General features: G+C 61.4%; 18 protein-coding genes and 2 pseudogenes. 11 read left to right on the top strand and 9 right to left on the bottom strand.

Translation table 11 applies throughout. The features are described from left to right. Positions 1-81 precede the first annotated feature (81 nt). The 4 genes from CHB75_RS16930 (at position 82) to CHB75_RS16915 (ending at position 7,103) form a co-directional block, all read left to right on the top strand. Positions 82-1,164 (top strand): sulfotransferase family protein, encoded by a 1,083-nt coding sequence (locus CHB75_RS16930; RefSeq protein ID WP_176439176.1) that lies wholly within the window; start codon positions 82-84, stop codon positions 1,162-1,164. 91 nt (positions 1,165-1,255) lie between these two features. Continuing rightward, complete coding sequence (locus CHB75_RS16925; RefSeq protein ID WP_089272654.1) at positions 1,256-2,665, top strand: O-antigen ligase family protein; 1,410 nt, start codon at positions 1,256-1,258, stop codon at positions 2,663-2,665. After that, positions 2,662-3,729, top strand: a complete 1,068-nt coding sequence (locus tag CHB75_RS16920) for a glycosyltransferase family 2 protein (protein WP_089272652.1) — start codon at positions 2,662-2,664, stop codon at positions 3,727-3,729. The genes CHB75_RS16925 and CHB75_RS16920 overlap by 4 nt, the downstream gene beginning before the upstream one ends. A gap of 461 nt (positions 3,730-4,190) precedes the next feature. Further along, positions 4,191-7,103, top strand: a complete 2,913-nt coding sequence (locus CHB75_RS16915; RefSeq protein WP_176439175.1) for a right-handed parallel beta-helix repeat-containing protein — start codon at positions 4,191-4,193, stop codon at positions 7,101-7,103. 97 nt (positions 7,104-7,200) lie between these two features. On the opposite strand, the gene CHB75_RS16910 is transcribed toward CHB75_RS16915, so the two are convergent. Continuing rightward, positions 7,201-8,211 (bottom strand): helix-turn-helix transcriptional regulator, encoded by a 1,011-nt coding sequence (locus tag CHB75_RS16910; protein ID WP_089272648.1) that lies wholly within the window; start codon positions 8,209-8,211, stop codon positions 7,201-7,203. 118 nt (positions 8,212-8,329) lie between these two features. On the opposite strand from CHB75_RS16910, the gene cysD reads away from it, so the two are divergent. Beyond that, a complete protein-coding gene (gene cysD, locus CHB75_RS16905) occupies positions 8,330-9,235 on the top strand; it encodes a sulfate adenylyltransferase subunit CysD (RefSeq protein WP_089272646.1) in 906 nt (301 codons plus the stop codon). A 56-nt stretch (positions 9,236-9,291) separates the two neighbouring features. Then, complete coding sequence (cysN, locus tag CHB75_RS16900; RefSeq protein ID WP_089272644.1) at positions 9,292-11,199, top strand: sulfate adenylyltransferase subunit CysN; 1,908 nt, start codon at positions 9,292-9,294, stop codon at positions 11,197-11,199. Between the two features lie 190 nt (positions 11,200-11,389). On the opposite strand, the gene CHB75_RS16895 is transcribed toward cysN, so the two are convergent. Then, entirely contained in the window at positions 11,390-11,698 is a 309-nt protein-coding gene (locus CHB75_RS16895; protein WP_089272642.1) for a hypothetical protein, read from the bottom strand. Between the two features lie 290 nt (positions 11,699-11,988). Between CHB75_RS16895 and CHB75_RS16890 the strand changes: the two are divergent. Beyond that, a pseudogene (locus CHB75_RS16890) lies at positions 11,989-12,766 on the top strand (IS110 family transposase); the annotation flags it as partial. 151 nt (positions 12,767-12,917) lie between these two features. On the opposite strand, the gene CHB75_RS22390 reads toward CHB75_RS16890, so the two are convergent. From CHB75_RS22390 to CHB75_RS16870, 4 genes are read right to left on the bottom strand one after another with little or no spacing between them, the layout of a single operon-like run. Then, entirely contained in the window at positions 12,918-13,460 is a 543-nt protein-coding gene (locus CHB75_RS22390; protein ID WP_089272640.1) for an acyltransferase, read from the bottom strand. Positions 13,461-13,480: 20 nt separating this feature from the next. Continuing rightward, on the bottom strand, positions 13,481-14,311 hold the full coding sequence (locus CHB75_RS16880) for a CpsD/CapB family tyrosine-protein kinase (protein WP_089272638.1): 831 nt from the start codon (positions 14,309-14,311) through the stop codon (positions 13,481-13,483). An 11-nt stretch (positions 14,312-14,322) separates the two neighbouring features. Beyond that, positions 14,323-15,921, bottom strand: coding sequence for a GumC family protein (locus CHB75_RS16875; protein WP_089272636.1), 1,599 nt, complete (start codon positions 15,919-15,921; stop codon positions 14,323-14,325). 2 nt (positions 15,922-15,923) lie between these two features. Beyond that, the gene (locus tag CHB75_RS16870; RefSeq protein WP_089272745.1) at positions 15,924-16,820 is read right to left on the bottom strand and encodes an ExeA family protein; all 897 of its coding nucleotides are present in this window, start codon (positions 16,818-16,820) and stop codon (positions 15,924-15,926) included. A 492-nt stretch (positions 16,821-17,312) separates the two neighbouring features. Here CHB75_RS16870 and CHB75_RS16865 point away from each other — a divergent pair, with 492 nt between their 5' ends. The 4 genes from CHB75_RS16865 (at position 17,313) to CHB75_RS16850 (ending at position 22,761) form a co-directional block, all read left to right on the top strand. After that, positions 17,313-17,942: a sugar transferase gene (locus CHB75_RS16865; protein WP_245841035.1), complete on the top strand. Its 630-nt coding sequence runs from the start codon at positions 17,313-17,315 to the stop codon at positions 17,940-17,942. 165 nt (positions 17,943-18,107) lie between these two features. Further along, positions 18,108-20,603 (top strand): tetratricopeptide repeat protein, encoded by a 2,496-nt coding sequence (locus CHB75_RS16860; RefSeq protein WP_089272632.1) that lies wholly within the window; start codon positions 18,108-18,110, stop codon positions 20,601-20,603. Between the two features lie 161 nt (positions 20,604-20,764). Then, positions 20,765-21,415 carry a polysaccharide biosynthesis/export family protein gene (locus CHB75_RS16855; protein WP_089272630.1) on the top strand — a complete coding sequence of 217 codons (651 nt, stop codon included), beginning with the start codon at positions 20,765-20,767 and terminating at the stop codon, positions 21,413-21,415. Positions 21,416-21,477: 62 nt separating this feature from the next. Beyond that, positions 21,478-22,761, top strand: a complete 1,284-nt coding sequence (locus CHB75_RS16850; RefSeq protein WP_089272628.1) for a hypothetical protein — start codon at positions 21,478-21,480, stop codon at positions 22,759-22,761. A 66-nt stretch (positions 22,762-22,827) separates the two neighbouring features. Here CHB75_RS16850 and CHB75_RS16845 read toward each other — a convergent pair whose 3' ends face one another. The 3 genes and pseudogenes from CHB75_RS16845 to CHB75_RS16835 form a co-directional block, all read right to left on the bottom strand. Further along, complete coding sequence (locus CHB75_RS16845) at positions 22,828-24,042, bottom strand: glycosyltransferase family 4 protein (protein WP_089272626.1); 1,215 nt, start codon at positions 24,040-24,042, stop codon at positions 22,828-22,830. A 298-nt stretch (positions 24,043-24,340) separates the two neighbouring features. After that, complete coding sequence (locus CHB75_RS16840) at positions 24,341-24,826, bottom strand: transposase (RefSeq protein WP_089272624.1); 486 nt, start codon at positions 24,824-24,826, stop codon at positions 24,341-24,343. A 174-nt stretch (positions 24,827-25,000) separates the two neighbouring features. Further along, a pseudogene (locus CHB75_RS16835) lies at positions 25,001-25,843 on the bottom strand (transposase); the annotation flags it as partial. Between the last annotated feature and the right edge of the window lie 255 nt (positions 25,844-26,098).

Genomic DNA, 26,098 nt, shown 5'->3' with positions numbered 1-26,098 from the left:
CCATCAGACCTGCGCGCCTTGCGCGCCGCACAATTGCGGTGGTATGTGTTCCGGCGTAAATTTGGTTTGAAAGGGTTGCAGATGGCACTGCCTGACACTTGGCAAGGACCGCTTTTTGTTGTGGGTGCCTCGCGGTCCGGAACGACGATGCTGCGGTCGATCCTCAACCGCGCCCCGGAAATCCAACTGGCCGGCGAAACCCATTATTTTGACGATCTGCGCCCGCGTTTCGACGGCAGGGCGCTGAGCGGGATGAGTGCCGAAGAACAGGCCGTCTGTGCCGATTATTTCCGCTCCCAGTCGATCCGCCCCTATGGCGTACGCGCCAACCCCGAGGAAAGTCCGTTGTCGCGCGACGATCTTCTGGGACCCGCCGCCGCGGTCGACGGGCCAACCCGCGACAGCGTTGATGCGGTGTTCGAAACCTATTGCCGCTGGCACATGTCGCAGGCGGGTGCACGGATCTGGGGCGAAAAGACCCCGCGCCATATCTTTCGGATCGACGACATCCTGGCCGCCTATCCCGAGGCGCGGATCCTGTGTACCGTGCGCGATCCCCGCGCCGTGGTCGCATCCTACCGGGATTGGGAATATCAGGGCGGATTGCGCAAGGCCGAGGGCAATGCGGATTATCAGGCTGCCATCGCCGAAGACCAGAAGCGCAAGGAAACATCTTATCACATCGTCATCGCCTCGATGATGTGGCGGGCTGCGGCGCGGGCGGCCTTTGCCGCGCAGGCAAAGCATTCCACCGACCGGGTGCGCGTCGTGCGCTATGAGGATGTTGTCGGTGCACCCGCCGATACGGTGCGCCCGATCGCAGAGTGGCTTGGGGTTGGTTATGATGACAGCCTGCTTGAAATCCCGCTGCACAACAGTTCAACCACGCGCTTTGACGAAAAGGCAGGCCCGAGTGCCGCCCCGAACCGGCGCTGGCATAAAGTGCTTTCGCCACAGGAAATCGCGATCATCCAGCGCGTCGCGGGCAAGGCCCTGGATGACGCGGGATATGCACGCGAACCGGTCAAGGCGGGACCTCTGGACCTATTGGCAGCCTATGCGAGCCTTCCCGGAGTCGTCGTGCGCGCCGCGCGTGCGAACCGGTCGCGTTACACGTCGCTGCCGGCCTACGTGATGCGCCGCCTGAAGGCCGCGCTTGGGTGATCATCGACGCGGCGGGAACCCACCCCGTCCGGGAATGGAAGGCGCGGGTCACAGGGCGCGTCCGGGACACTGAGGACGGGGCTGTCACGACTTGGCCATTGCAGAAAATCTCGCAGGAGCACGGAAGCTGCCGCTGACCGCCGGTCTTCAGACCAGACTGCCCTGGCAGGCCCTGGTGTATCTGCTCTGTGTCGTCACGCCGATATGGTTCAACCTGGGGCCTCTCAAGCTGTCGGTGCTGCGCCTCTTTCTGCTGGTCATGGTCCTTCCGTTGACCTTCCAGCTATTGTCCGGGCGCTTTGGCCGCGTGCTGGTCACCGATATACTGATGTTCCTGCACATCATGTGGGCCACCGTGGCGCTGGCCGTGAACAACCCTGAACAGGTGGTGACGCAGATCGGATCGGTCGGTGTGGAGTTCATTGGCGGCTACGTGGTGGCGCGGGCCTACGTCCGCACACCAGAGGCATTCCTCGCGCTGTGCCGCTGGATCGTGCTCATTATCATGTGTCTGACGCCCTTCGCGGTATACGAAACCCTGACCGGCCATCCGCCGCTGATTCAGATGATCCGTGCCTTGCCCGGCATCGATTCCGTGACCATCGGTCATCAGGAAAAACGTCTGAATCTGCACAGGGTGCAAGCGACCTTTGCTCATCCGATCCATTTTGGTCTGTTCTGTTCGGTCAGCGTGGCGCTGACATTTGTAGCCCTGAAAGACGTCATGTCCACGCCGGCGCGCTGGTTCCTTGCCCTGCTCAGCGGGGCTACCGGGTTTCTCGCGCTGTCCAGCGGTGCCCTGCTGGCCATTGCCCTGCAAGTTGCGCTGATCGCCTGGGCGACGGTCTTTGATCGCATCCGCTGGCGGTGGTGGCTGTTGCTGGGGCTGTTTGCCCTGGCCTGGGTGGTGATCGACATCCTGTCCAACCGCACGCCGCTGCAGGTGTTCATGAGCTATGCGACGTTTTCGGCCCATAATGCCTATTGGCGCAGCATCATCTTTGAATGGGGCATGAAAAGTGTCTGGGCGCATCCGGTCTATGGCATTGGTCTGAACGAATGGGAACGCCCGCATTTCATGCATTCCGGCAGCATGGACAATTTCTGGCTCGTGATGGCGGTGCGATACGGCATCCCGGGCTTTCTTTTCCTCGCCGTGGGGTATGCTCTGGCCGTGTTCCGGATCATGCGGCGGAACTTTGATGACGATCCGATCCTGAGCCATATCCGCAGGGCCTGGGTGTTCACCTTTCTCGGGCTCAGCTTTACGCTGTTCACCGTGCATGTCTGGGCCACGATCTATTCCTTTGTGTTCTTCATGTTCGGGGCGGGCATCTGGCTGATCACCATCCCGGCAGGCGCGCACAAGGATGCCGACCCGGACGAGTCCCCCCGGGACCCGGTCCCCCGAGAGGGCGGCGGAAGCCGTTTCAGCCGCTCGCCCATCATAACCCCGGCGTATCGCGCGCGATCAGCCCAAACAGTCACGGACACTGAATGACCCTTGCTCCTCTCGGCGTTGTTGTCGTCACTTATAATGCGGCGGACGTCATTCTCGACTGTCTTGAAACGCTTCTTGGTGCCGCCGCCGCTGATGGTGCCGCGCTGCGCGTTGTCGTGGTCGACAATGCCTCGACTGACGGCACGCCTGCGGTGATCCGGGACTGGGCGGCAGGCCGGGTGCCCTACGTGGCGCCGGACGATCTGCCGTTTGCGCATCTGCCGGTCGCCAAGCCGCTGCCGCTGGGCAGCGCAGCGATACCCGGGGGGGCGCGCTGCGAAGTGGCGCCGCTGACGCTGATCGAAACCGGATCCAATGGCGGTTTCGCCGCCGGGGTGAACATCGGACTGGCGCATCTGGCGAGTGACCCGGGAATCGAACGGTTCTGGGTGCTCAACCCGGACAGCGCCGTTCCCGCAGGCACCCCGGCGGCATTTGCGACGCGGGATCCGGGGCCTTTCTCTCTTATGGGGGGGCGGGTGATCTATCTGGACGCGCCGGACAAGATCCAGATCGATGGTGGCTTGCTGGATCGCCGCACCGGCGTCACGCACAACAGCAACCAGTTTTGCCCACCTGACGTGCCGCCCCCCGATCCTGCCGCGCTGGATTTCATCACAGGCGCCAGCATGGTGGCCAGCCGCGCCTTCTATGAGGCGGTCGGACCGATGTCGGAAGACTACTTTCTCTATTACGAAGAGGTCGACTGGGCCCTGCGCCGGGGGGATCTGCCCCTGGCCTACTGTCCCGGTGGCATCGTCTACCACCGCGCGGGCTCTGCGATCGGATCGCAGGCCGTGAACCGGCCCGCCTCGCCATTCTCGCTCTATTTCATACACCGGGCACGGATGAGATTTGTGCGGCGGTTCTTTCCGGCAAGCCTGCCGCTTGCCTTTGCCTTTTCCCTTGCCAAGGCTGGGCAGCTTGCGCTCAAGGGCTACCGGCGCGAGGCGGGTACGCTTCTGCTGGCCAGCCTGAATCGCCCGCCGCCCGCCCATGTGCGCATCATGCTGTCGGATGATGCTGCGCGCCGTGCGATTCCCGAGCATATCGGCAAGTCCTGATATTTCGCCATGTTCGCGCCGCAAACGTGGCAGATCTGGAAACAATGGACAGGATAAGAACAGACTGTCGCCATACCTCCGCCATGCCGCCTGCCTAAAACCTTAAAAAATGGTTAAGCAGAGGCAGGTGCATGCAAATTTCACGATCCCGGAAGTTTTTTGGTGCCGCCATCAGTGTTGACAGCCCGCAGCCTGCGGTGTCGCACCGCCGGGGGCGCGCAAGCCTGCGGTTTATCCCTTATAGCTATGGCCCAAAGCGATTTTCCGGAGTGGGAAAAGAAAGCCCGGGCCAAGGGTCCGGAGCTGCCGCGCGTCGCGCTTTAGTTCTTTGAGATTGCCCGACGTGGAAAATTTTCCCCAATATTCCCAGTTTCGCCTGAATTTACCCATTTCTGGACCACGGCCGCACCCCAGAAACCGGTCAAGCCTCATCAGGGGTAACATTCATGCCGGAGCCAGATATGTCTGACACACTCACAGTTTCCTCCCTTGCAGAACTTCACACCGCGCTTGCCAATGCCCAGGGCGGAGAAACAATTCTGCTCGAAGGTGGAAACTACGGCGATCTCTACATCGGCGCAAAATCGGGATATGACGTCACCTTCCCCGACAATGTGACCATCGCTTCAGCCGACCCCTCGAACCCTGCAACCTTTTCCGGTCTTGATGTCCGCGATGCGGCGAACCTGACCTTCGACGGCATCCTCTTTGACTATACCTTCGAAGCCGGCGATCCGATCTGGTTGCGTCCGTTCAGTGTGACGGATTCGGACAACATCACGATCCGCAATTCGACCTTCGACGGCGATCTGGCTCAGGGTGTTTCGGATATCGCTGACGGCTATGGCTACGGGATCGGCCTGTCCCTGAAGGGGACGACCGGCGCCACGATCGAAAACAACGAGATCTTCAATTTCCACCGCGGCCTGACGGTTACGGAAAGCGGTGACGTGACAGTGCGTGGCAATGACGTCCACTCCATCCGCTCGGATGGCATGGATTTCTCTGAAATCACCGGCGCGCTGATCGAAGATAACTATCTCCATGATTTCCGCGGTTCGCTGGAATCGGGTGATCACCGCGATATGATCCAGTTCTGGACCAAGGGAACCGACGCCCCGAGCACCGACATCACGATCCGCGGCAACACTCTGGATATCGGTGAGGGCGACGCCACACAGTCCATCTTCATGCGCAATGACCAGGTCGATCAGGGTCTGGCAGGATCCGAGATGTTTTACAGCAACATCCTGATCGAGGACAACGTCATCGTGAACGGCCATATGCATGGTATCACGGTGGGGGAAACGAATGGCCTCGTAATTCGCGGCAATTCGGTTCTGCATGCAGATGGCGGTGCCGTGGACGGTCTGGACGAGAGCTACGAGATCCCCAAGATCAATGTGGCGCCGACCTCGACCGGTGTGCTGATCCAAAGCAACGCCACAGCAGAAATCACCGGTTGGTCCGACCAGTCTGACTGGATGGTGGACAACAACGGCTTCGTGCAGGATCAGGACAGCGCGGCAGACGGTTTCTATGGCGATGTGTTCCTCAACTCCTCTCTGACTGCGGTGGACGGTGTGCATGATTTCCGCGCCCTGTCTGACAGCCTTCTCGTGCTGGATGGGATCGGCGCTGCCGCCACCCTCGAGATGCCGACCTCCGCCGAGGCTTCGGCCGATTTCAACGTGGACGGTTCGGAAGATAACGCCACCCTCTACCATTTCGACGGTACTTTCAGCTCTGCCGATCTGGGCAACCTTCCCGAAGGCACCGAGTTTCTCTGGGACTTTGGTGACGGCCTGACGGCATCCGGAGCAGAGATCGACCATGCCTTTCTGGCGGGCGGATCGTACACCGTCAGCCTGACCATTGAACTGCCCGACGGGCGGACGGATACCAGCAGCGTGGTCGTCGAAGTGCAGGGGTCCGGTGTTCTGACCTATGTACAGGGCACGGGGTTTATTGCCTATGACAATGGTGTGGAAGTTGTGCTCGGCTCGGTTGCGGACGACACATCCGCCGCTCTTGCTCTTGCAGGCGATCTGAGCCTTGGCCTTGCCGATGCGGGCGGTCTGATCCTTGCCGACGCTGACGTTGACGCCGACGCCGAAGCAGAGGGTCTGAAGCTGGGCGCGACAGGCGTCGCGGTCAGTGTTGCCCGGGAAAATGTGAGCGCACTTCTTGGAGAGGACGAGTTCCGCATCTCCATGAGCCTCACCGCCGATGGCGCAGAGAGTGCCGGAGAAGTGGTTCGCCTGCACGGCAGTTTTATCGCCACGGTCACGGCGAAGGGCGAGCTGCAGTTGAAGGTCTTCACCACCGATGGCACCCAGATCCGTCTGACCACAAGCGGCGCGGACCTGATCGACACGGCAACGCATGACATCGACATTTCGCTGGAAGATGGCGTGCTTGCAATCATGGTCGACGGCACGGTTCTGGCCGAGACAGAGATGTCCGGTACGCTGGCCTCGACGGGTAATCAGGACCTTTCCTTTGGCAATGCCTGGGGCAAGGACAACTTTGCGGGTACGCTGTCGGCATTCGAGATCACCGTGAACGAAGATGACTTTGCCGCGGCCAATCTGGCCAGCGTCATGGCGGCCAATCTGGAGAGCGTCGACACTCTGGACGGCCTGCAGCTGGGCGCGACAGGCGTCGCGGTCAGTGTTGCCCGGGAAAATGTGAGCGACCTTCTTGGCCAGGATGATTTCAGCATCTCCATGAGCCTCACCGCCGATGGCGCGGAGAGCGCCGGAGAAGTGGTTCGCCTGCATGGCAGCTTTATCGCCACGGTCACGGCGAAGGGCGAGCTGCAGTTGAAGGTCTTCACCACCGATGGCACCCAGATCCGTCTGACCACAAGCGGCGCAGATCTGGCTGACACGGCAACGCATGACATCGACATCTCGCTGAAAGATGGCGTGCTTGCAATCATGGTCGACGGCACGGTTCTGGCCGAGACAGAGATGTCGGGTACGCTGGCCTCGTCGGGCAAACTGGACATGACCTTTGGCAATGCCTGGGGCAAGGACAACTTTGCGGGTACGCTGTCGGCATTCGAGATCACCGTGAACGAGGACGATCTTGCCACGGCCAATCTGGACAGCATCATGGCCGCCGAGGAAGAGCGCCTGGCCGTCGAAGCCGTAACTGTCGACGCCGAGTCAGACGCTTTCATCTTCGTATCCACCGACACATCCGATCTGGTTCTGGGTGATACGACAGAGACCCTCTATGCCGCCGATGACCTGCTCATCTCTTCGGATGTCGACGTTGCAAGCGTTGAAATGGCCGACAGCAGCCTGGCGCTTCTTGAAAGCCAGATGGTTCTCACTCTTGTGGATGCGGCCTACGATACACTCTGAGGAACACGCGGCGGCAGGTTCATAAACAACACCCCTGCCGTGTTCTCTTTTGCCTTCAGGTTACCCCGTTTGTTCCGGGTATGCCCTGCACACAGGCTTAGGACAGCCAGACGGCGCTGCCCAGCACCTTTCGCACCACGCCGGGCTGACCCGAGACCCCCATCCGTGCAAAGATCTGCTTTGAGCAGCTGCGCGCGGTTTCAATGGTCCAGCCCAGTTCCACGGCTGCGTCCTGCAGGCTGAAGCCATCGCAGAGCAGCATGGTCAGGCGCGCCTCGCTGCGGCTGAGTCCGAAGTATTCCGCCACATGTTCCACCGGCAGTGACCGGGCAAGCAGCCCCTGTCGCAGGATCGCGACCAGCGTCCGTTCGTCGGCGAGGGTGTCTTCGCAGATCACCAACTGCAGGGGTGGGTTGCGGGACAGCTCCACCATACCGGATGCGGCAGGGCCGACCTGCGCTGTCGCAAGCGCCTGGCGAAATGCGAGCGCCGCTGCGGGGTCTGAAAATTCGAGCCAGCCATTGGGCTGGAGCCGCAACCCCGAGAGCGAGGCAAGCCGCGCGCGCATTTCCGGCGCCATGTCGATCACCCGGCCCGAGGGGGTGAGGCGCAGCCAGAAAGCACCCAGATCCTGACCCAGCCGGCGATCCAGCGCGGCGCGGGACCGTTCCCGGCCAAGCGCACGCCAGCCGCTCAGGGCCGGGCCCAGATAGGGCGCAAGCCGTGACAATTGTGCCGCGTCGGCTGCCCGGAAATCCCGGGTCCGGCGGCGCAGGACCAGGGCGGCAAAGCCATTAGCCCCAACTGCCCACCGCAGGGCGCGCAGCGGCTGTTCCGTATCTTCGGCGCCGGGCAGGTCAAGCTGGGAATAGACCCGTCCGGTGCGCATCTTTTCAAGGTTTGCGATTGCGGGCTCTGTCTGCGTGGCACCGATCTGCCAGACCTGCACCAGCCGACCCTGCGACACGACCTGCAGGCTGACGCTTTGCGCCCCGAGCGCCGCGCCGAGCTGCTTGAGGAAGGCCGGCCAGAGATCCACGGGATGGTTTGCGCCCGCAGAATCAGCGTCGGTATAACCCGAAGCGGCCGCGAACAGCGTCTTCACCATGTCTGTTTCTGCCGAAATGATGCAGATCCCTTTACTAAATTACCCCCATATGGGGGGTTTCTGACGTTTTGCGCGGGTCTAGGTCTTGGGTCAACAGCCTTCTGACAGAGATTTTCCCATGACCGATACATCCCTCACGCACCTGCAGCGCCTGGAAGCGGAAAGCATCCACATCCTGCGCGAAGTGGCTGCCGAAGCCGAAAATCCCGTAATGCTTTACAGCGTCGGCAAGGACAGCGCCGTCATGTTGCACCTGGCGAAAAAGGCATTCTATCCGGCGCCGCCGCCCTTTCCGCTGCTGCATGTGGACACCACCTGGAAGTTCCGCGACATGTATGCGCTGCGCGACCGCGCCGCTGCGGATGCGGGCATGGAGCTGCTGGTCTACAAGAACCCCGAAGCCGTCGAGCGTGGCATCAACCCCTTTGATCACGGCGGGCTGCACACCGACATGTGGAAGACCGAGGGCCTGAAGCAGGCGCTGGACAAATACGGCTTTGACGTCGCCTTTGGTGGCGCGCGCCGGGACGAGGAAAAATCCCGCGCCAAGGAACGGGTGTTCTCCTTTCGCTCGGCCAACCACCGCTGGGACCCCAAGAACCAGCGCCCCGAGCTTTGGCGGTTGTACAATGCCCGCAAGGCCAAGGGTGAAAGCGTGCGGGTCTTCCCGATCTCGAACTGGACCGAGCTGGACATCTGGCAGTACATCCACCTTGAGGGCATCGAGATCGTGCCGCTGTATTTCTCGGCGCCGCGTCCGACGGTCAAGCGTGACGGGATGATCCTGATGGTGGATGATGACCGGTTCCCGCTGGAAGACGGTGAAACACCTGAAATGCGTTCGATCCGGTTCCGCACGCTGGGCTGCTACCCGCTGACCGGTGCCGTGGAAAGCGAGGCGACGACGCTTCCGCAGGTGATCCAGGAAATGCTGCTGACCACGACATCGGAACGTCAGGGCCGCGCAATCGACCATGATCAGGCCGCCTCGATGGAGAAGAAGAAACAGGAAGGCTATTTCTGACGCCCCCGTTTTTCCGGTTCTTTTTTCCTGGCCCTCTATTCCAAGCAGGTATCCCCATGACGACCCAAGATACGATCTACAAGACAGACGCCCTCATCGCCGAAAACATCGACGCCTACCTTGAGACGCACCAGCACAAGAGCATGCTGCGCTTCATCACCTGCGGATCGGTGGACGACGGCAAATCCACACTGATCGGGCGGCTGCTGTATGACAGCAAGATGATCTTTGAAGACCAGCTTGCCACGCTTGAGGCCGACAGCAAGCGGGTCGGCACGCAGGGGCAGGAGATCGACTTTGCCCTTCTGGTCGATGGCCTCGCGGCCGAGCGTGAACAGGGCATCACGATCGACGTGGCCTATCGGTTCTTTTCGACCGAAAAGCGCAAGTTCATCGTCGCCGACACCCCGGGCCACGAACAGTACACCCGCAACATGGTGACCGGTGCTTCGGCGGCGGACCTTGCGGTGATCCTGATCGATGCGCGCAAGGGCGTGCTGACCCAGACCCGCCGTCACAGCTATCTGGTGCATCTGCTGGGCATCCGCCACGTCGTGCTGGCGGTGAACAAGATGGACCTTGTCGGTTATGATCAGGCCGTATTCGACCAGATCGTCGCGGATTACCGGGCCTTTGCGGACAGCATCGGCATCACCGAATTCACCGCCATCCCGATTTCGGGCTACAAGGGCGACAACATCACCACCCAGAGCGAGAATATGCCCTGGTACACCGACACGCCGCTGCTGCCGCATCTGGAAACGGTCACGCTTGACGATACGATCGAGCAGACCGGACCATTCCGGATGCCGGTGCAGCTGGTGAACCGGCCCAACCTGGATTTCCGCGGATTTTCCGGGATGATCGCGGGCGGTCAGGTGCGTCCTGGCGATGCGATCCGCGTGCTGCCCTCGGGCAAGACGTCAACGATCGCGCGCATCGTCACCCTGGGCGGTGACAAGGATGTGGCGGTGGCAGGCGAATCCGTGACCCTGACCCTGACGGATGAGATCGACTGTTCGCGCGGGCAGGTGATCGTCGCGGCGCAATCGCCGCTTGAGGTGGCGGACCAGTTTGAATCCACGCTGGTCTGGATGGACGAGGTCGAGATGGTTCCGGGCCGGGCCTACTGGCTCAAGATCGGGACGCAGACGGTTTCGGCCACGGTGCAGCCGCCGAAATACGAGGTCAACGTCAACACTCAGGAACATATGGCCTCCAAGACGCTGGATCTGAACGCCATCGGCGTGGCCAATATCACCACTGACCGCGAGATCCCCTTTGCGCCCTATGCCGAGAACCGCGATCTGGGTGGCTTCATCCTGATCGACAAGATCACCAACCACACGGTTGCCGCCGGCCTTATCAACTTTGCCCTGCGTCGCGCGCAAAACATCCACTGGCAGGCCACTGATATCGGTCGCGATCACCACGCGTCGATGAAGCACCAGAAACCTGCGGTTCTGTGGCTGACCGGCCTTTCGGGATCGGGCAAGTCGACCATTGCCAACATCGTCGAAAAGAAGCTGGCCCGGATGAACCGCCACACCTTCCTTCTGGACGGGGATAACGTGCGCCACGGTCTGAACAAGGATCTGGGGTTCACCGAAACCGACCGGGTGGAAAACATCCGCCGCGTCGGCGAGGTGGCGAAGCTGATGACCGATGCGGGTCTGATCGTGATCACCGCCTTCATTTCGCCCTTCCGGTCGGAACGCGACATGGTGCGCGGCATGATGCAGCCGGGCGAATTCGTCGAAGTCTTTGTCGACACGCCGCTTGAGGTCGCTGAAAGCCGGGATGTGAAGGGGCTTTATGCCAAGGCACGCGCCGGACAGCTGAAAAACTTTACCGGGATCGATTCACCCTACGAGGCCCCGGATGCCGCGGAACTGCGCATCGACACCACCGAGATGAGCCCCGAAGAGGCGGCAGATCTGATCATCGCGCGACTGATCCCGTAACCGCGAAGGGAATAATGATGAAATCGTCTGTGTCCTCTACAGTATCGCTTCTCTGCTTTTAGGCACGGTCCGCATCCAGCCCGTCTGAGTGATCAAACTGCGGGAAGGTCAACCGCAAGTGAGGACACTTGGGGTAATCCGCCCATTTTCAATGGGGCCCAGCCGTAGAACTTACGCAGCCATTTTAGGTTCATTGCGGGGTGAATGGCGCTTGGGGTTCAAGGTTGAACGCCGGGCCCATGAGCGCCAACATCAAGGAGCCGACCGCATTGGTCTTCGCCCTCGTACCATGCGCTTCGGCAAACCGGCGCTCCTGCAGGGGTTCGCCTTCACCAAGAGGGCATATCACGACCCTCGCCACCTGGGCGTTGCATAGCCATCTGGCCAACGCGCGAAATCCCGCGACGGAATTATCAAAGCGTTTCGTCATGCTATCTTTCAGTTGGAAAACGCCGAGATGGGATTTTGAAATGTCCACGCCAATGTTATGATCTGTCATCTTCTCCGTGTCCTGTGTTTTTCATGCGTGACTTGTCCCACGCATATCCGTTCAGGCCCTTTGGCAAGACGGCGGCTGATCAAACTCTGAAATGGTCCATCACGAGCCAGCCACTTGCGACCCAACCGCTGCCACTGCCCGGCAGGGTATGCGCAGCAATTTCCCGAGAGGGAGCTTGCCACGAATGAATTCGGGGCAATAGCACGTCGGGAAGAAGGGCTGTTTGTAGGTTATGCTCCCCAGATGTGCTATTTGGCGGCTGCGCAGACGGCCATAACCGCTATTAATCTATCCCTTCGACCTTGTTGGTCGCCATCGATATTTCCAAACACCGTCATGAGGTGCTGGTCGGCATCCCTGGCAAGAAGCGCCGCCGTCATCTGGCGATCACAAACACCTTGGACGACTTTGAGCGCCTTGCACGGTTTCTTGCCGGTTATGACCTGCCAGACCGGACCGGATCGGGTTCGAGGCAACGGGCAATTATCATCGCACTCTTGCCCATAATCTCGGCCAGGCAGGGTTCGATCTCAAACCTGTCTTTTTTGTTCCGGCGGCGCGAACCCGGGAGGCCCTGCGCGACAGCTGGAACAAGAACGACCCGAAGGATACTCAGGTCATCCTGCACATGCTGGAGATCGGTGCGGTGCAATTCTTCCATGATCCATTGGTCACCGGCTCTGCTGACATTCAAGAACTTTCAAAACCGCATGAGATTATCTCGCGTTCGAAGGCCGAACTATGGCATCCATTGCCCGGCAGGCGATTACAAAGCAATCTACAGAGAGGGGGCATCCTGTCGCATTAGCTGCCGCTCTATTTTCCAGAATCCGAGCGGTTTCATCGCAGCTCGCGTACGGACTGGTTTCAGGCCTTTCCGGAGAAGTACCCATCACCGCATGTGATCTCAGCGATGAGCCGGGACGCATTTGTCAAAGACGCATGCATGTCGTGGGGCGCGAAGTTTGCAAAGAGCAAATGCTCTCTGATATTCAGACTACAGCTGCGACGTGTGTAGGCCTGCCGGTTCATCCAGATTCCGACGCATTGCGCATGTTCCGCAGCATTCGGGGCTGAAGATGCGCTCACCACGTGAGTTCATCACAGCCCAAACCGCGACCGGCTGAGTGTCCGGTGAAACAGGGGTAACATCGCCTATCATTGATACCATCAGAGTGGGCGCTGCCATCAACTGCTACGCCTGTCAAAAAATACGCTCTCACGCACGCATCCGGATCACCCGGGCTGGAGCGCCTGCCGCGATGGCGCCTGCGGGTACATCGCGGGTCACCACCGACCCGGCACCGATCACGCAGCCATCGCCCAGGGTGACGCCGGCCGTGATCACCACCTTGGTGCCGATCCAGCAATCCGCGCCGATGGTCACGTCCCGTTCGAGCATTTCCTGTTCAGTGATGCGCTGATCCGCTGCCAGTCCGTAATTCGCCGCGGTGACGAAACAGCCCGGGCCAAAGGTGGTGCGGGCGCCGACGCGGATCCAACTGCTGCTGCGTCCGGCCCAGAGCGCGCAGTATTCCCCAATCTGCACCTGCTCCCCCAGGGTGATCCTTTCGCCATTGCGGAACGAACTGTTGGGCGCCAGCCGCACATTCCGGCCCAAGGTCAGCAGGGGGCGCTGAAGCGCGTGGCTGTAGCCATAATAGTGCAGCATCCGGAACGGGTGGATCAGGACCTGCGGATGCGAGAAAGACCGCAACACACGCCCGATCTGCGTCATCAGGCCGCTTTTCCTGGCCGCCATGTCCGTTCCCCGCCTTACGCTCAGTCGTAGTAGCCCGAGCCGTATTCCTGCCCCATGTAGCGGCACTTGTTCAGAATCACACCCATCACATTGGTCTGCCCGGCCAGTTCGCGTTCGCACATGTCGATTTCCTTGATCGTCGTCGCCTCGGCGGCAGCCACCAGAAGCACGCAGTCGACCTGACCGGCAAAGGCCATCGTGTCATCGGCAGCCAGCATCGGTGGCGTGTCAAAGATCATCAGCGTCGGATCATAGCGCGCCTCGATATCCGAAAGCACCTCTGCCACATGCGGCCCGTTCAGCAGTTCGGCCGGGTTGCGGCTGGGGCCCCGATTGGTCGAGATCGCCAAATTGTCGCCATGGCGCAGGGCGTTATCCTCGAAGCGGCGCGAACCATCCAGTACGCCGGCAAAGCTGATGTCCCGGCTCACGCCCAGCATGGAGCCAAGCGTGGGCCGCCGCAGGTCGAGTTCTATCAGCACCGTGCGCAGATCGGGCTGGCGCGCCAGGCTGAAGGCCAGGTTGAGCGAGACGGTGCTCTTGCCGCAGTTGGCCGAGGGCGAAGTGATGGCCAGCCGCCGCCAGTTGTTGGCCCGCATCTGCTGCAGCACCCGGGTGCGCAGCATGTCCACCGCGCTCGCCGGGCTGCCGCCCTGAAAGGCGACGATGCGTCTGCGCTCCATTTGGCGCTCGTTCAGCATCAAGGTCGGCAGAGCCTGCCAGGCCGCTTTGACATCCGCAGAGGGATCGGGCGCAGTGCCAACACCGCTGCGAGCAGTCTGGCCGATGTGCGGCGGAGTGCCGGAACGTTCGGCCCGGGCCTTGGCGATGGCGCTTTGTATCTTGTCCATATGTTTTTCCCTCAGACCTGTGCCGTCGGCAGCGGATCAAGCAGCCCGGCCAGACCGATCCGCTGAGCGAGCGCATCCAGCAGCTGATCCAGCGGTATGTACCAGGTGTTCATCGCCCAGAGGGCTACGGGAATCCCGACGAGAAAGGCCCCCAGAACGATCAGGATCAGACTACGGCGGCGCAGCACCTCGTAGCGGGTACGGTAATAGGGCAGCGTCGCAAACGGCTGGATCCCCAGATGCGTGGTCAGATCCACAGGCCGACGAATCCCGGCATTCAAAAGCTCCAGCAGCACCACCGTGCCGAGGCCCAGCAGCGCGCCGAGACCAACCCCACCGGCCGCAATCAACGCACGATTCGGGCGTTCCGGTTCGACCGGAACCACCGCTTGTTCGATGACCGTGATCCGCTGCCCCTTGGACAGCGCCTCGATCACGTCGCCGGTTTCGGCGCGGGCCTTGTTCGCCGCGGCCTGGTCGTATTGCATGCGTACGTTGGCATAGTCGCGCTCAAGCGTGTCCAGACTGATCGCATTTCCCGGGGTCGCCTCTATCGAGCGGGCCAGTGTCTCAAGCGTGGCGTTCACATGGGCCTTCTGGGTGGCGATGAAGGCCAGCTGACCGTCAATATCGGCCAACTCGATATCATATGGGTTCATCGCCACGCCGCTCTCGGAGGCACTCGCGCGCGATTGCTGATCCCGTACCACCGCCTCCATCGCGGAAATGCGCGTTTCAAGCAATGTGATCTTGGGGTTTTCCGGGGACAGGACTGCCATCAGGCCGGACAGTTCGTCCCGCATGCTCTGGAGCTGTCGTTGCTCCGGGGTTTGGTCCCGGACCGGGGTATTGTCCTGCAGCCCGCTGTTCGCATCACGCAGGCTGAGGCCCCGCGTGCGGCGATCCTTCAGCGCGGCCTCGTCCCGCTCCAGCTGGAGCAGGCGCTCCTGGCTGGCTGCCTGTTGCGAGCGTCTGAAATCCAGACTGTCGGGAAGGGCCTCCTGATTTGCTTCCTTGAAGGCCAGAATCGTGGCGCCCCGCTGTGCAAGTTCCTTGTCCAGCCGCGCCACTTCCTGCTCGAAGAATTCCAGAGTCTGTCGGGCGACGCGGGTCCGCATCGCCACATCCTCGCGCAGAATCTGTGTGACAAGTTCGTTTGTGACAATGGCCGACAGGCGGGCCGAGGGGGCCTCGAAGCTCACCGAGACCAGAGTGGCACGCGCCGGGCCACGCGGCGTCGGGCCGCCCGAGGTGACAATGGAGATGCGCTTGCGCATGTCTGTGACCAGGGCGTCGGCGTCCAGTGCCTGCTGCGGCTGCCCGGCCGGGACGGCGTAGATCTGCAGGCGATTGGCCATGTCCACCAGCGTGTCGCGGGTGAGGATGCGCTGCTGGATGATCTCAAGCTGTTCGGTCGCCTCGGTCTGGACGGTCGAGGCGGCGAGATTGTCGGGGATCTGTTCGGATTCCACCAGCAGCCGCGCCTTGGCCACGTAGACCGGCGGCAGGACCTTGGCGAGGGTCAAGCCGATGGCCGAACCGATCACCAGGAACAGCAGGAACCAGTGCACACGCCGCAAAAACAGGGAGAAATAGAACTTCAGGTCCATGCTTACTCGTCCGCCTTTATCTTCTGATGCTGCCCGAGGATCGCCGGCGTGGCCGCCGTTACCTGGCTGGGAAAGAATACACCGTCGTCCAGCACTTGCTGCACGGTCAGCGCTGTAACCATATGTTCGCTCCGGGTGAAGGCATAGACCATAGACAGATCACATAGCTGATTGACCAGCCGTGGCACCCCGCCTGTCGTCTCGGCGATCAGCACACAGGCCTCGGGGCTGAAAATCTCGGTCTCGGTCTCGGCCCCGGCGACCGTCAGGCGGTGGGTGATGTAGTCCCGTACTGTCGCGGCCTCCATCGTCGACAAGTGAAAGGCTGAAGATACCCGCTGTGCGAACTGCCGCAGGTCAGGGCGGCGGATCATCTCGCGCAGTTCAGGCTGTCCCACCAGGACCAGCTGCAGCAACTCGTCCTTGTTGGCGTTTATGTTGGTGAACATCCGCAGCTCTTCCAGCGATTCACGCGACATGTTCTGCGCTTCGTCGAAGATCAGGATGACCCGGCGCCCGGCGGCATATTCCGCGATCAGAAAGGCCTGGAAGCGGGCGAACAGATCGACATACCCCTCCTCCGCGGCGGCGGGCTGCCCCAGCGCCTGCAGCACCCAGCGCAGCAATTCACCCCGGTCGCCATGAGCATTGGCGATCAGCCCGACGTGCACATCCTCTCCGACCGAGCGCAGCAGGTGGTGCAGCAGCGTTGTCTTGCCTGCGCCAACCTCTCCGGTGATCAGGGTGATCGGGGCGCGGGTCAGGATGCCGTATTCCAGCATGGTGTAGGCACGGCTGTGCTGATCCGACCAGAAGAGGAAATCCGGGTCCGGCACCAGCGAAAAGGGTCTTTCCGAAAGTTTGAAATAGGCCGTGTAGATATCGAGAGTGCTGTTCATACCAAGCCTGAAATCTGCCGTGAAAATCTTGCCGCATGAGAAGGGCGAACTTGTGACTGCCCGCTGATAAACAAACTGGACCTGTTTCACCTACCGTGTCCGGTGCATCCGGACAAGCGCGACCGGGGTGCCGTTGCGTCGATTGCAGTAGCCCTCCTCCTAATTTGGCCGGCTGCAATTGTGGCGGGCCTCCAGCGTCTTTTCTAACCGACTGTCTCTGAAAATCCTTTTTTTCAGCAGAAAAATATGGTTAACAAGTTTTAGGCACAATTTAGCCTTATTGTAGTCATTATTTTTGGTGCTTAGGCCGGGTTATCTCTGGTCATGAGTTTGGATATGTATTTTGGAAAAGTTTTCTTGTTCGATGGATCGTCTCGTCAGCACCTGCCGCGTCGCAGCGGCAGCAATCTCCGCCTGCCCCGAAGGGGCCTGGTCGTGACCGCTTATTGCCAAAATACCGCAGCCCAGACGACACCCTCTGCCATCCCGGTGATGCGACAGCGGACTGGAAATGCCGGCATTTACCGCAACGTCGGCAAGCGCATGCTCGACCTCACGCTGGTGATGCTGGGCGCGCCCATCGTCCTGCTTCTGGTGGCTTGCCTCGCGGTTGTCGTGGCCCTGGACGGCGGCCAGCCATTTTATAGCCAGACCCGGGTAGGCCGTAACGGGCGCCTCTACCGGATGTGGAAACTTCGCTCGATGGTGGTGGATGCGGATACGCGGCTGGAAAGCCATCTCGCCTCGGATCCCGAGGCGCGGGCCGAATGGGACCGCACCCAGAAGTTGCGCCATGACCCGCGAATAACGGCCTTCGGGCGGATCCTGCGCAGCAGTTCACTGGATGAGCTGCCGCAGCTGTGGAATGTACTGCTCGGCGACATGTCCCTTGTGGGGCCGCGCCCGATGCTGCCCTGCCAGACCACACTCTATGCCGGCACCGCCTATTACCACCTGCGCCCCGGTCTTACCGGCCCTTGGCAGGTGTCCTCGCGCAACGCCTCGGCCTTTGCCGACCGTGCCCGTTTTGACACCATCTACGACGACGAACTGTCGCTGAGCGCCGATCTGGGACTGCTGAGCGCCACGGTTCAGGTGGTCTACCGCGGCACCGGGTGCTGACCGAAATAGCGGCTCCGCGGGCCGAATTGGTGCCTCGAAATCACACAGTTTTGAAATTTCATAAATCTTTCTGACACTTTTACAATTCAGTGTTCGCAAGAAGCGGTGTAAGTCGGCATCGGTTGATGCATATCGCCCTTCCTTGAAACGTAGTAACAGAGTGGCATGATTACCGATTTCCCGCGCTTTCGCCCGATCCTCATCCTTGTTGTCCTGTGCAGCGGCCTGTTTCTGGCTGCCTGCGAAAGCTCTGAAGAAAAGGCCGAGCGCTATTTTCAGTCGGGTATGACGCTGCTTGAGGCAGGTGATGAAGACCGTGCGCTGATCGAATTCCGCAACGTGTTCAAATATGATGGCTTTCACAAGGAAGCACGGCAAGCCTATGCCGATATCCTGATGAAAAAAGGCAAGCCGCAGGAAGCCTACAGCCAGTATCTGCGCCTGATTGAACAGTATCCCGACATCCTCGAAGTGCGCCGCACCCTTGCGGAAATGGCCATTCAGACCGGCAATTGGGAGGAAGTGGAGCGCCACGGCAAGGCCGCGCTTGCGCTGGCCCCGGACGACCCGCAGACTCGAGCCATCGGCTTGGCGCTGGATTACAGGCAGGCCTCTGTCGACCGGGACCAGAATGCGCGCGCCCGTATCGCTGGGGATGCCGATACCCTGCTGGCAACGTTGCGCGCGGGCGGCGGGCCGGACAATGCGGCGCTGGTGCGTATCGTGATCGACAACCTCGCCTCGGGCGAGGATCCCGCCGCAGCGCTGCCCGCTATAGACGAGGCGCTGGCCCGCACGCCGGATGCGCTGGATCTCAACACCATCAAGGTGCGAATGCTGGCACAAATCGGCGATACCGAAGGCACCGGCGCACAACTGCGCCGGATGATCGAGATGTTCCCGGACAGCCGCGAGATCCAGCAGGCGCTGATCAATTGGTACATGTCCCAGAACGATATCGACGGCGCAGAGGTTTTCCTGCGCAAGCTGGCCGGGGACGACACCGCTGACAGCGCCGACCATCTGAGCGTGGTCCAGCTGCTGCGGACCGCACGCGGGGATGACGCGGCGCGCGCCGAACTCAACCGCCTGAGCGCGGTCAATGCTGGCACGGAAAATGGCAGACTCTATACCGCGATGCTGGCATCGATGGATTTCGAGGCCGGGCAAACAGCGGACGCCATCACCACCATGCAGGCAGCCCTGGAGGGGGCAGAACCCAACGCGCAAACCGGGCGGTTGCAGGTGATGCTGGCCCGGATGCTGGCGAGCACCGGTGCAATCGATGATGCCCACACCCTGGTGGACCAAGCACTTGCCGAGGATTCCGGCAACGTTCCGGCGCTGAAGCTTCAGGCAAGTTGGCTGATCGACGCGGACAAGCCCGGCGAGGCAATCATCGCTCTGCGCACAGCACTGAACCAGAACCCGCGGGACCCCGAGACGCTCACGCTCATGGCCATGGCGCATGAGCGCGACGGCGACGTCGATCTGATGGGCGAACGCCTGGCCCTGGCGGTCGAGGTCTCGGGTTCGGCACCGGCGGAAGCCCTGCGTTATGCCCGCCTCCTGCTCGAACAGGGACGCAATCAGGTGGCGATTGCCGTGCTCGAGGATGCGCGCCAGCGCGCGCCGCTGAACCTTGATGTGCTGTTGCTGCTAGCCGAGACGCATCTGCGCGGCCGTTCCTGGCCCCTGGCCCAGAACATCGTGGACGCCCTGCGTGCCATCGACACGCCCGAGGCACAGCAGGCCGCGCCGACGCTTCAGGCGGCGATCCTGCAGGGCCAGAACCGGACCGAGGACAGTCTGGCCGTGCTGCAGGCCGAAGTCGGCGACAATGTCTCCGAAGCGGATCGGCAGGCCACCCGGGCCGTGGTACTGATCGTTCAGACCCAGATCCGCAGCGGCAAGATCGAAGAGGCGCGCGCCTATCTGGACGATATCCTGGGCAAATCCCCCGACAACGCGGACCTGCAGCTGCTGGATGCCAACCTGCACGCGCTGATGGGCGAAATGGACCAGGCCGAGTCCGGTTACCGTGCCCTGATCGAACGCTTTCCGCAGAATGATCTGCCGGTGCGTCTGCTTCTGAGCGTGCTGTCCGCCACCGGACATGGAGATCAGATCCCTGACGTCATTCAGCAGGCGCTCGAGCGGATGCCGGAGGCCCCCAACCTGCTCTGGATCCAGGCCAGCCTGCTGGAACGCGATGGCGATATCGACGGCGCGATCAAGGTCTACGAGGCGCTCTATGCCCGCGATAGCGGCAATGTGGTGATCGCCAACAACCTCGCCAGCCTGATCACCTCTCACCGCGACGATCCGCAGAGCATCGAACGGGGATTCACCATCGCACGGCGTCTGCGCGATACCAAGGTTCCGGCCTTCCAGGACACCTACGGTTGGATCGAATATCTGCGCGGCAATTTTGACGAAGCGCTGCGCTATCTCGAGCCAGCCGCTGCAGGGCTGACCACTGACCCGCTGGCGCAGTATCACCTGGGCATGACCTACGCCAAACTCGGGCAAACTGCGCAGGCCGGAGCAGCGCTGACCCGGGCACTGGACATGGCGGGCGACAGCCCGCTGCCCCAGTTCGAAAAGGCGCGCGAAACCCTTGCCGCACTCCGAGAACCTGCGGTGCCATCCGACCCCTGATTCCGGCTGCACCATCCGATTGTTGCTCCGTCGGCACAATCGGACTTTGATGGGCCGTTCTGGGGGGATGATTCCCGGAATTCCTTTGAATTCGCCCACAGTCCGGCCCTACAATTTACCAGATACCGCAAGAGGGCGCAGGCCCCGGGAGACAGAGCAGAATGACCTTTCTGAAATCAATTCTGTCGGGCCGCGCCACGCGCTGCCTGCTATTGCTACTGGGCCTTGCCGGGTTCGCTGTGGCCGGAATTGCCGATGCGCAGGGCTATAGTGTCCAGCCCGGTGACACTTTGCGGATCGAAGTGCTGGAAGATCCCAGTCTGAACAGAACCGTTCTGGTCGCGCCTGACGGGCGGATATCAATCCCCCAGGCCGGGAGCCTTGAGGCCTCGGGACGTACGGTCGAGGCCATCGAGAGCGATCTGATCAGTCGTCTGGCGGGGGCTTTCGCCGCGGCACCCAACATTTATGTCTCGCTTGAACAGCTGGCCCCCCGTGAGCCAAGCGCCGCCTTCAGCCCGCAGGCACCGGCGTTGATCGGAATCTATGTGATGGGCGAGGCCAACAGCCCCGGCCTTACCGAGGTCGCCACCGGCACAACCGTGCTGCAGATGTTCGCGGTGATGGGCGGATTCACGAAGTTCGCTGCCACCAAGCGGATCCAGCTGCGCCGTACCGACCCGGTGAGCAGAACCGAAACGATTTACAAGCTGAACTACCCGGCGATCGAGGCCGGGACTGATCCCAACGCGCTGACCACACTGTTGGATGGCGACGTAATCGTCATTCCCCAGCGCCGCCTGTTCGAGTGACACCACAGGCCGACCCGCCTGTTCCGGGAGCGGGACAGCGCCGAGCGGCCAGGGGAAACCGCATGACACAGCTCTGGAACAAGGTATCGGCCAGGTTCCCCGCCCTGATCGCCGCCACGCTGATCACGGCGGCCAGCGTACCCGCCCCAGCTGTCGCCCAGTCCTATGAAACGGGCGGCATCCAGCTGACCTTTGGCGTCCTGCTCAGCAGCTCGGCCGAGGACAACCGCGCCATGGCTTCCGAGAGCGCCGGAAACAGCACTGAAAGCACGGCCCGCCTGTCGCTCGGCCTACTCAGCGAAACCCGAACGCAGCGCCTGGCCTTGGATCTCAATGGCAAATTGCGCGCGCTCGACATGCCCGATGGGTCGTCGCAGGGCAACGGATTTGCCGATCCTGGCCTGTCCTTTTCCTATGATCGCAGCAGCATCAACGCCAGTCTGGCGCTGAGCGCCTCCCTGCGCGAATCCGAACTGTCGCAGGACTCTCTTGACGAGGACGGGCTGGATTTCGTCACCGGCACCGCCACCCGCCGCCAGACCGGGGCCGAGGCCAGCCTGAACTGGGGCGAGAACAGCCCGCTGGGCTTTGGCACCTTCGCCCGCATTCAGAACACGACCTATAGAGACGGCACCGCCAGCGGGCTGGACGACACCGCGCTGGACGACAACACCAGACGCACTCTTGGCGCTTCGGCACGGATGAATCTGGACCCTGTACGTCGGCTCGAGCTGGGTCTGACCTGGAGCGATTTCGAACAGGACAGTGTCCCCGGGCGCCGCGAGGCGCTGTCGCTGAACACTTCCGTGACGCAAGATCTCATTGCGGGCACCATTACCGCCAATCTGAACATCACCGACACCGAAGATGGCGAACGCTATTCTGCCACCGTCGGCCGATCACGTGCCCTGCCGCTGGGATCGCTGTCAGGACAGATCGGCCTGAGCCGCAGCGCCAGCGGCGACACCTATCTGAGCGGCGGCCTGGACCTGAGCCGCGATCTGGTGCGGGGGGCTCTGACCTTTGGCCTGTCGCGCGCCGTTTCCTCCAGCGACACGGAAGACAACGAAGTGCTGCGCACCCGAGCGTCGCTGGGGCTGACCCAGGACCTGACGCCTGTCTCGGGAATTCGTTTCGGTCTTAACGTGAGCCAATCCGAGGAAACTGCCAGCGGTGCTGAAACGTCAGGCGCGGATTTCGGTGTGACCTACAATCGAGAGCTGCCCAGCGACTGGACCTTCGCAACTGGCTACAATCATCGCATCCGCGAGGCCGACTCCGGGGATACCGCCCGTTCAAACCGGGTCTTCCTGCAGCTGCAGCGCAGTTTCGTCACCCGCTTCTGATCCGCTACACAGTCTGCGCCGTGTGCCTGCCGTCCTGCTGGCCGCTCCTCCGGGACCCTGTCGCTATTAGGACCTGCGCCCCATCTTTGCAAAGATCCGCTCGTACGCCGCCAGAAGCTTTGGCGTGGTATGTGCCCAGGACAGATCGTTCAGCACCCGGGCACGCCCCAGCACCCCCATCCGCGTGCGCGCGTCGGGATCGTCAATCAGCTCGGCGATCTTGGCGGCAAAATCCTCGGGATCGTTGGCCCGGGCATAAAGCGATGCCTCGCCGGCCGAAACGCGCCCCTCGGTCAGATCGAACTGCACCACAGGCTTTTCCAGAGTCATGTATTCCATGACCTTGTTCATGGTCGAGATGTCGTTCATCGGGTTCTTCGGGTCCGGTGACACGCCGATATCGATCACGTTCAGCGCGGCCAGCAGGTCGGGGCCATACAGCGCACCGGTAAAGGTGAAATACGCCCCCAGCCCCCGGTCCGCCACGTCCTGTTTGACCTCTTCCAGCGTCGGGCCAAAGCCGACGATGATGAAATGCACATCCGTCTTGCCCAGGGTCTGGATCAGATGCTCGGCGGCCAGCATCAGAAGGTCCATGCCCTCCTGTTGACCGATCACGCCGACATAGCCCATCACGGCGCCTGCGCCGCGGCGCATCTCGGGGTTGCCGGGGCCGGGCGTGAAGGTTTCGATCTTGGGCGCCGAGCGGACGACAAAGACATCCTCGGGCGCCATACCGCCGCGCCGGATCGCGATGTCGCGGAAACTGCCGTTGGTGGCCATCGACACGGTCGCGGTCTTGAAGGTCAGCCATTCCCAGACCCGCATCACGCCATAAAGCAGGCCGCGCTTGCCGAACTTGGCCTCGAACAGCTCGGGGCAGACGTCGTGATGATCGAACATGTAGCGCACGCCCCAGAGCCGGTACCACAGCGCCAGAACAAAGATCAGATCCGGCGGGTTGCAGCCCTGGATCACGTCGAATTTCTGCTTGCGCCAGATCAGCCGCGCCAGCCGGAACCAGTGCCAGACCGCCTGCCCCCATTCCCGGGCATAGGCCACAGCACCGGAATGGGCCTCGGGCGGTTCGGGGTGGCGGTAGATGTTCACCCCCTCAATCACCTCGAAGGGCTCAGTCCAGCCCCGCCCCATCGGTGAGATGACCGAAACCTCGTAACCCGCGTTCACCAATGTCGTGGCTTCCAGCCAGACACGGCGATCCAGGGGAACCGGCAGGTTCTCGACAACGATCAGAATATGGCGGTCTGGGGAAACAGTCATCGATCTTCCTGAAATTACAAAGGGGTCAAACTGAGTCTTGCCTACTCAATTACAATTAAGAGAGCGGGTTTCAGGATGAAAGCGCTTTCGCACATGCAGCACAGAGTGTGACCCAAAGGCACAACAAGGGATACACTGACGCTGTTGACCTGCCGCCCGCAAATTTCCTCAGTCTAATGTAGAGTCTGCTCCAAATACGCAGGAGCAGACGAGATGAGGAAAAGCCGTTTCACCGAAGCGCAGATTATCCGCTGCCCGGCAGGCGCATGCGAAGCATGCTGCCAAGTATCCGTGATGATCAAGCAGGTTCTGGAGCCCATTTCAGCCTGTCTCTCAGGAGGGCATTCGCGAGGACGATGAGTTTTCGCATGACAGCGGTGACAGCAACTTTTCGCGGCTTTCCTGCTTGAACGAGGTCTTCGAACTTGGCCCTGGCAGCACTCTTGTGCTGGATGGCGCAGAGTGTCGGCATGAAGAGCGCCTGCCGGACAGCTCTTCGGCCTCCCTGGATCCGTTCCTGACCTTGCCATTGCCCTGATTGGCGCGACATAGGAGCCAGCCCGGCCAGGGCAGCCGCTTCCTTTCCAGTGATTGCACCGAGCTCCGGCATGTCTGCGAGCAAAGCCGTCGCGGAGGCAATCGATATGCCGGGGATGCTGACCAAGATATCCAGGCGTGCTACCGGCTCCGCATCAGAGGCGACGAGCGCGTGCATCGTGGCCTCCACCCGCGCAACCTGTCGCTCGATCTGTGCCAGCCGTTGCGCGAGGAGACGCCGCAGCATGGCCTGCCTTGCGGTCTTGAGCCGCGTCTTCGCCGCGGTCCGATCCTTGATCTGGTCTTGTCGCGCTTACGTTCCGGTCTCTCAACTCATTCAGGCAGCCTTTCGTTCGAAGGCCAAGGGGCTTTTGCCACCTAACGACGCGTCGGTGTTTGTCAAAGATGTTGTCCGCTGATTTCATGCGGCGGCTCTGATTTCAGGGGCGCTGATTTCGTTTTCGGGGTTGAGCCAGACGGGCCCGACCAGTTGCCAGTTGCGGGTTTTACCTGACCAGCGTTCCGGATGTTGTGCGCGTGCATTTGCATAGAGAGTGGCGCGGCTGGCGAGCGTTGCGCGATCTTGAACAGCATGACGCGCATTTGGCGAAACGAAGCGGATGGCGCTGTGCAGATACGCGTCGTTATACCAGCTGGCGAAAGATTTCACCCAGGCCTGTGCATCAGCCTTGGTGGTAAAACCTTTGGTCGGCCAGTCTGGGCGGTATTTGCAGGTTCGGAACAGCGCCTCTGAGAAGGGGTTGTCGTTGCTGACGCGAGGCCGGCTGTAGGACGCGGTGATGCCAAGCTTCTCCATCGTGGTTTTCATCGTCGCGCCTTTCATGGGACTGCCGTTATCAGCGTGCAGCACCAATGGGCGCGCGATGCAGCCCTCGGCCAGAACGGCCTGACGGATAAGGGCGGCCGCCAGTTCCGCGCCTTCGCGCTCATGGACTTCCCAGCCCACGATTTTGCGGCTGAAGATGTCCACGATCAGGTAGAGATAGAAGAAAATGCCCGCGACCGGCCCGGGCATCCAGGTGATATCCCAGGTCCAGACCTCGCAGGGCCCGCTGGCCTGATAGCTGGTGGGTGGTTTGCGCCGGACCGGAGGCTTGGCCCGGCCCCGGTGATGCTGCTGCCCATCTGCGCGCAGGATGCGGTAAAAGCTGGATTCCGAGGCCAGATACCGTCCCTGATCGGCCAGTTTTGGCACGATCTGACTGGGCGGAAGGCTGGCGAATTCCGGTGAATATCCCAAGTCATCGTCCTATCCCGCCCACCTGAAAAATAGAGGAAAAGTAGAGCGGCGGACAACATCCCTGACGCAGGGGGGGATGATCATGAACCACAAGCAGCTGTATAGGCTCTACCGGGAGGAAGGGCTGGTCGTGAAGCGACGGCGGGGGCGCAAGCGGGCCCGGGGTTCGCTAACACAGAAGGCCTGAACATTATCTACGAGTTCGAATGGTCGCCTCTACGGCCCTTACAGAGAAAGGTCCTTCTGCGATCGATCACC

This window comes from Puniceibacterium sediminis (genome assembly GCF_900188035.1).
In the GTDB taxonomy this organism is placed as follows: Bacteria; Pseudomonadota; Alphaproteobacteria; order Rhodobacterales; family Rhodobacteraceae; genus Puniceibacterium; species Puniceibacterium sediminis.
Note: the sequence above shows the minus strand (reverse complement) of the source record. Positions and strands in the feature narration are given on the sequence as shown.

What these genes read in the sequence shown, in the direction of transcription:
- CHB75_RS16895 (WP_089272642.1), bottom strand. Translation starts at nt 11,698, where the DNA reads ATGACAGATCATAACATTGGCGTGGACATTTCAAAATCCCATCTCGGC.
- CHB75_RS22390 (WP_089272640.1), bottom strand. Translation starts at nt 13,460, where the DNA reads ATGGCGGCCAGGAAAAGCGGCCTGATGACGCAGATCGGGCGTGTGTTG.
- cysD (WP_089272646.1), top strand. Translation starts at nt 8,330, where the DNA reads ATGACCGATACATCCCTCACGCACCTGCAGCGCCTGGAAGCGGAAAGC.
- CHB75_RS16910 (WP_089272648.1), bottom strand. Translation starts at nt 8,211, where the DNA reads ATGGTGAAGACGCTGTTCGCGGCCGCTTCGGGTTATACCGACGCTGAT.
- CHB75_RS16930 (WP_176439176.1), top strand. Translation starts at nt 82, where the DNA reads ATGGCACTGCCTGACACTTGGCAAGGACCGCTTTTTGTTGTGGGTGCC.
- CHB75_RS16920 (WP_089272652.1), top strand. Translation starts at nt 2,662, where the DNA reads ATGACCCTTGCTCCTCTCGGCGTTGTTGTCGTCACTTATAATGCGGCG.
- CHB75_RS16845 (WP_089272626.1), bottom strand. Translation starts at nt 24,042, where the DNA reads ATGACTGTTTCCCCAGACCGCCATATTCTGATCGTTGTCGAGAACCTG.
- cysN (WP_089272644.1), top strand. Translation starts at nt 9,292, where the DNA reads ATGACGACCCAAGATACGATCTACAAGACAGACGCCCTCATCGCCGAA.
- CHB75_RS16875 (WP_089272636.1), bottom strand. Translation starts at nt 15,921, where the DNA reads ATGGACCTGAAGTTCTATTTCTCCCTGTTTTTGCGGCGTGTGCACTGG.
- CHB75_RS16915 (WP_176439175.1), top strand. Translation starts at nt 4,191, where the DNA reads ATGTCTGACACACTCACAGTTTCCTCCCTTGCAGAACTTCACACCGCG.
- CHB75_RS16840 (WP_089272624.1), bottom strand. Translation starts at nt 24,826, where the DNA reads ATGCTGCGGCGTCTCCTCGCGCAACGGCTGGCACAGATCGAGCGACAG.
- CHB75_RS16880 (WP_089272638.1), bottom strand. Translation starts at nt 14,311, where the DNA reads ATGGACAAGATACAAAGCGCCATCGCCAAGGCCCGGGCCGAACGTTCC.
- CHB75_RS16865 (WP_245841035.1), top strand. Translation starts at nt 17,313, where the DNA reads ATGCGACAGCGGACTGGAAATGCCGGCATTTACCGCAACGTCGGCAAG.
- CHB75_RS16870 (WP_089272745.1), bottom strand. Translation starts at nt 16,820, where the DNA reads ATGAACAGCACTCTCGATATCTACACGGCCTATTTCAAACTTTCGGAA.
- CHB75_RS16855 (WP_089272630.1), top strand. Translation starts at nt 20,765, where the DNA reads ATGACCTTTCTGAAATCAATTCTGTCGGGCCGCGCCACGCGCTGCCTG.
- CHB75_RS16850 (WP_089272628.1), top strand. Translation starts at nt 21,478, where the DNA reads ATGACACAGCTCTGGAACAAGGTATCGGCCAGGTTCCCCGCCCTGATC.
- CHB75_RS16860 (WP_089272632.1), top strand. Translation starts at nt 18,108, where the DNA reads ATGATTACCGATTTCCCGCGCTTTCGCCCGATCCTCATCCTTGTTGTC.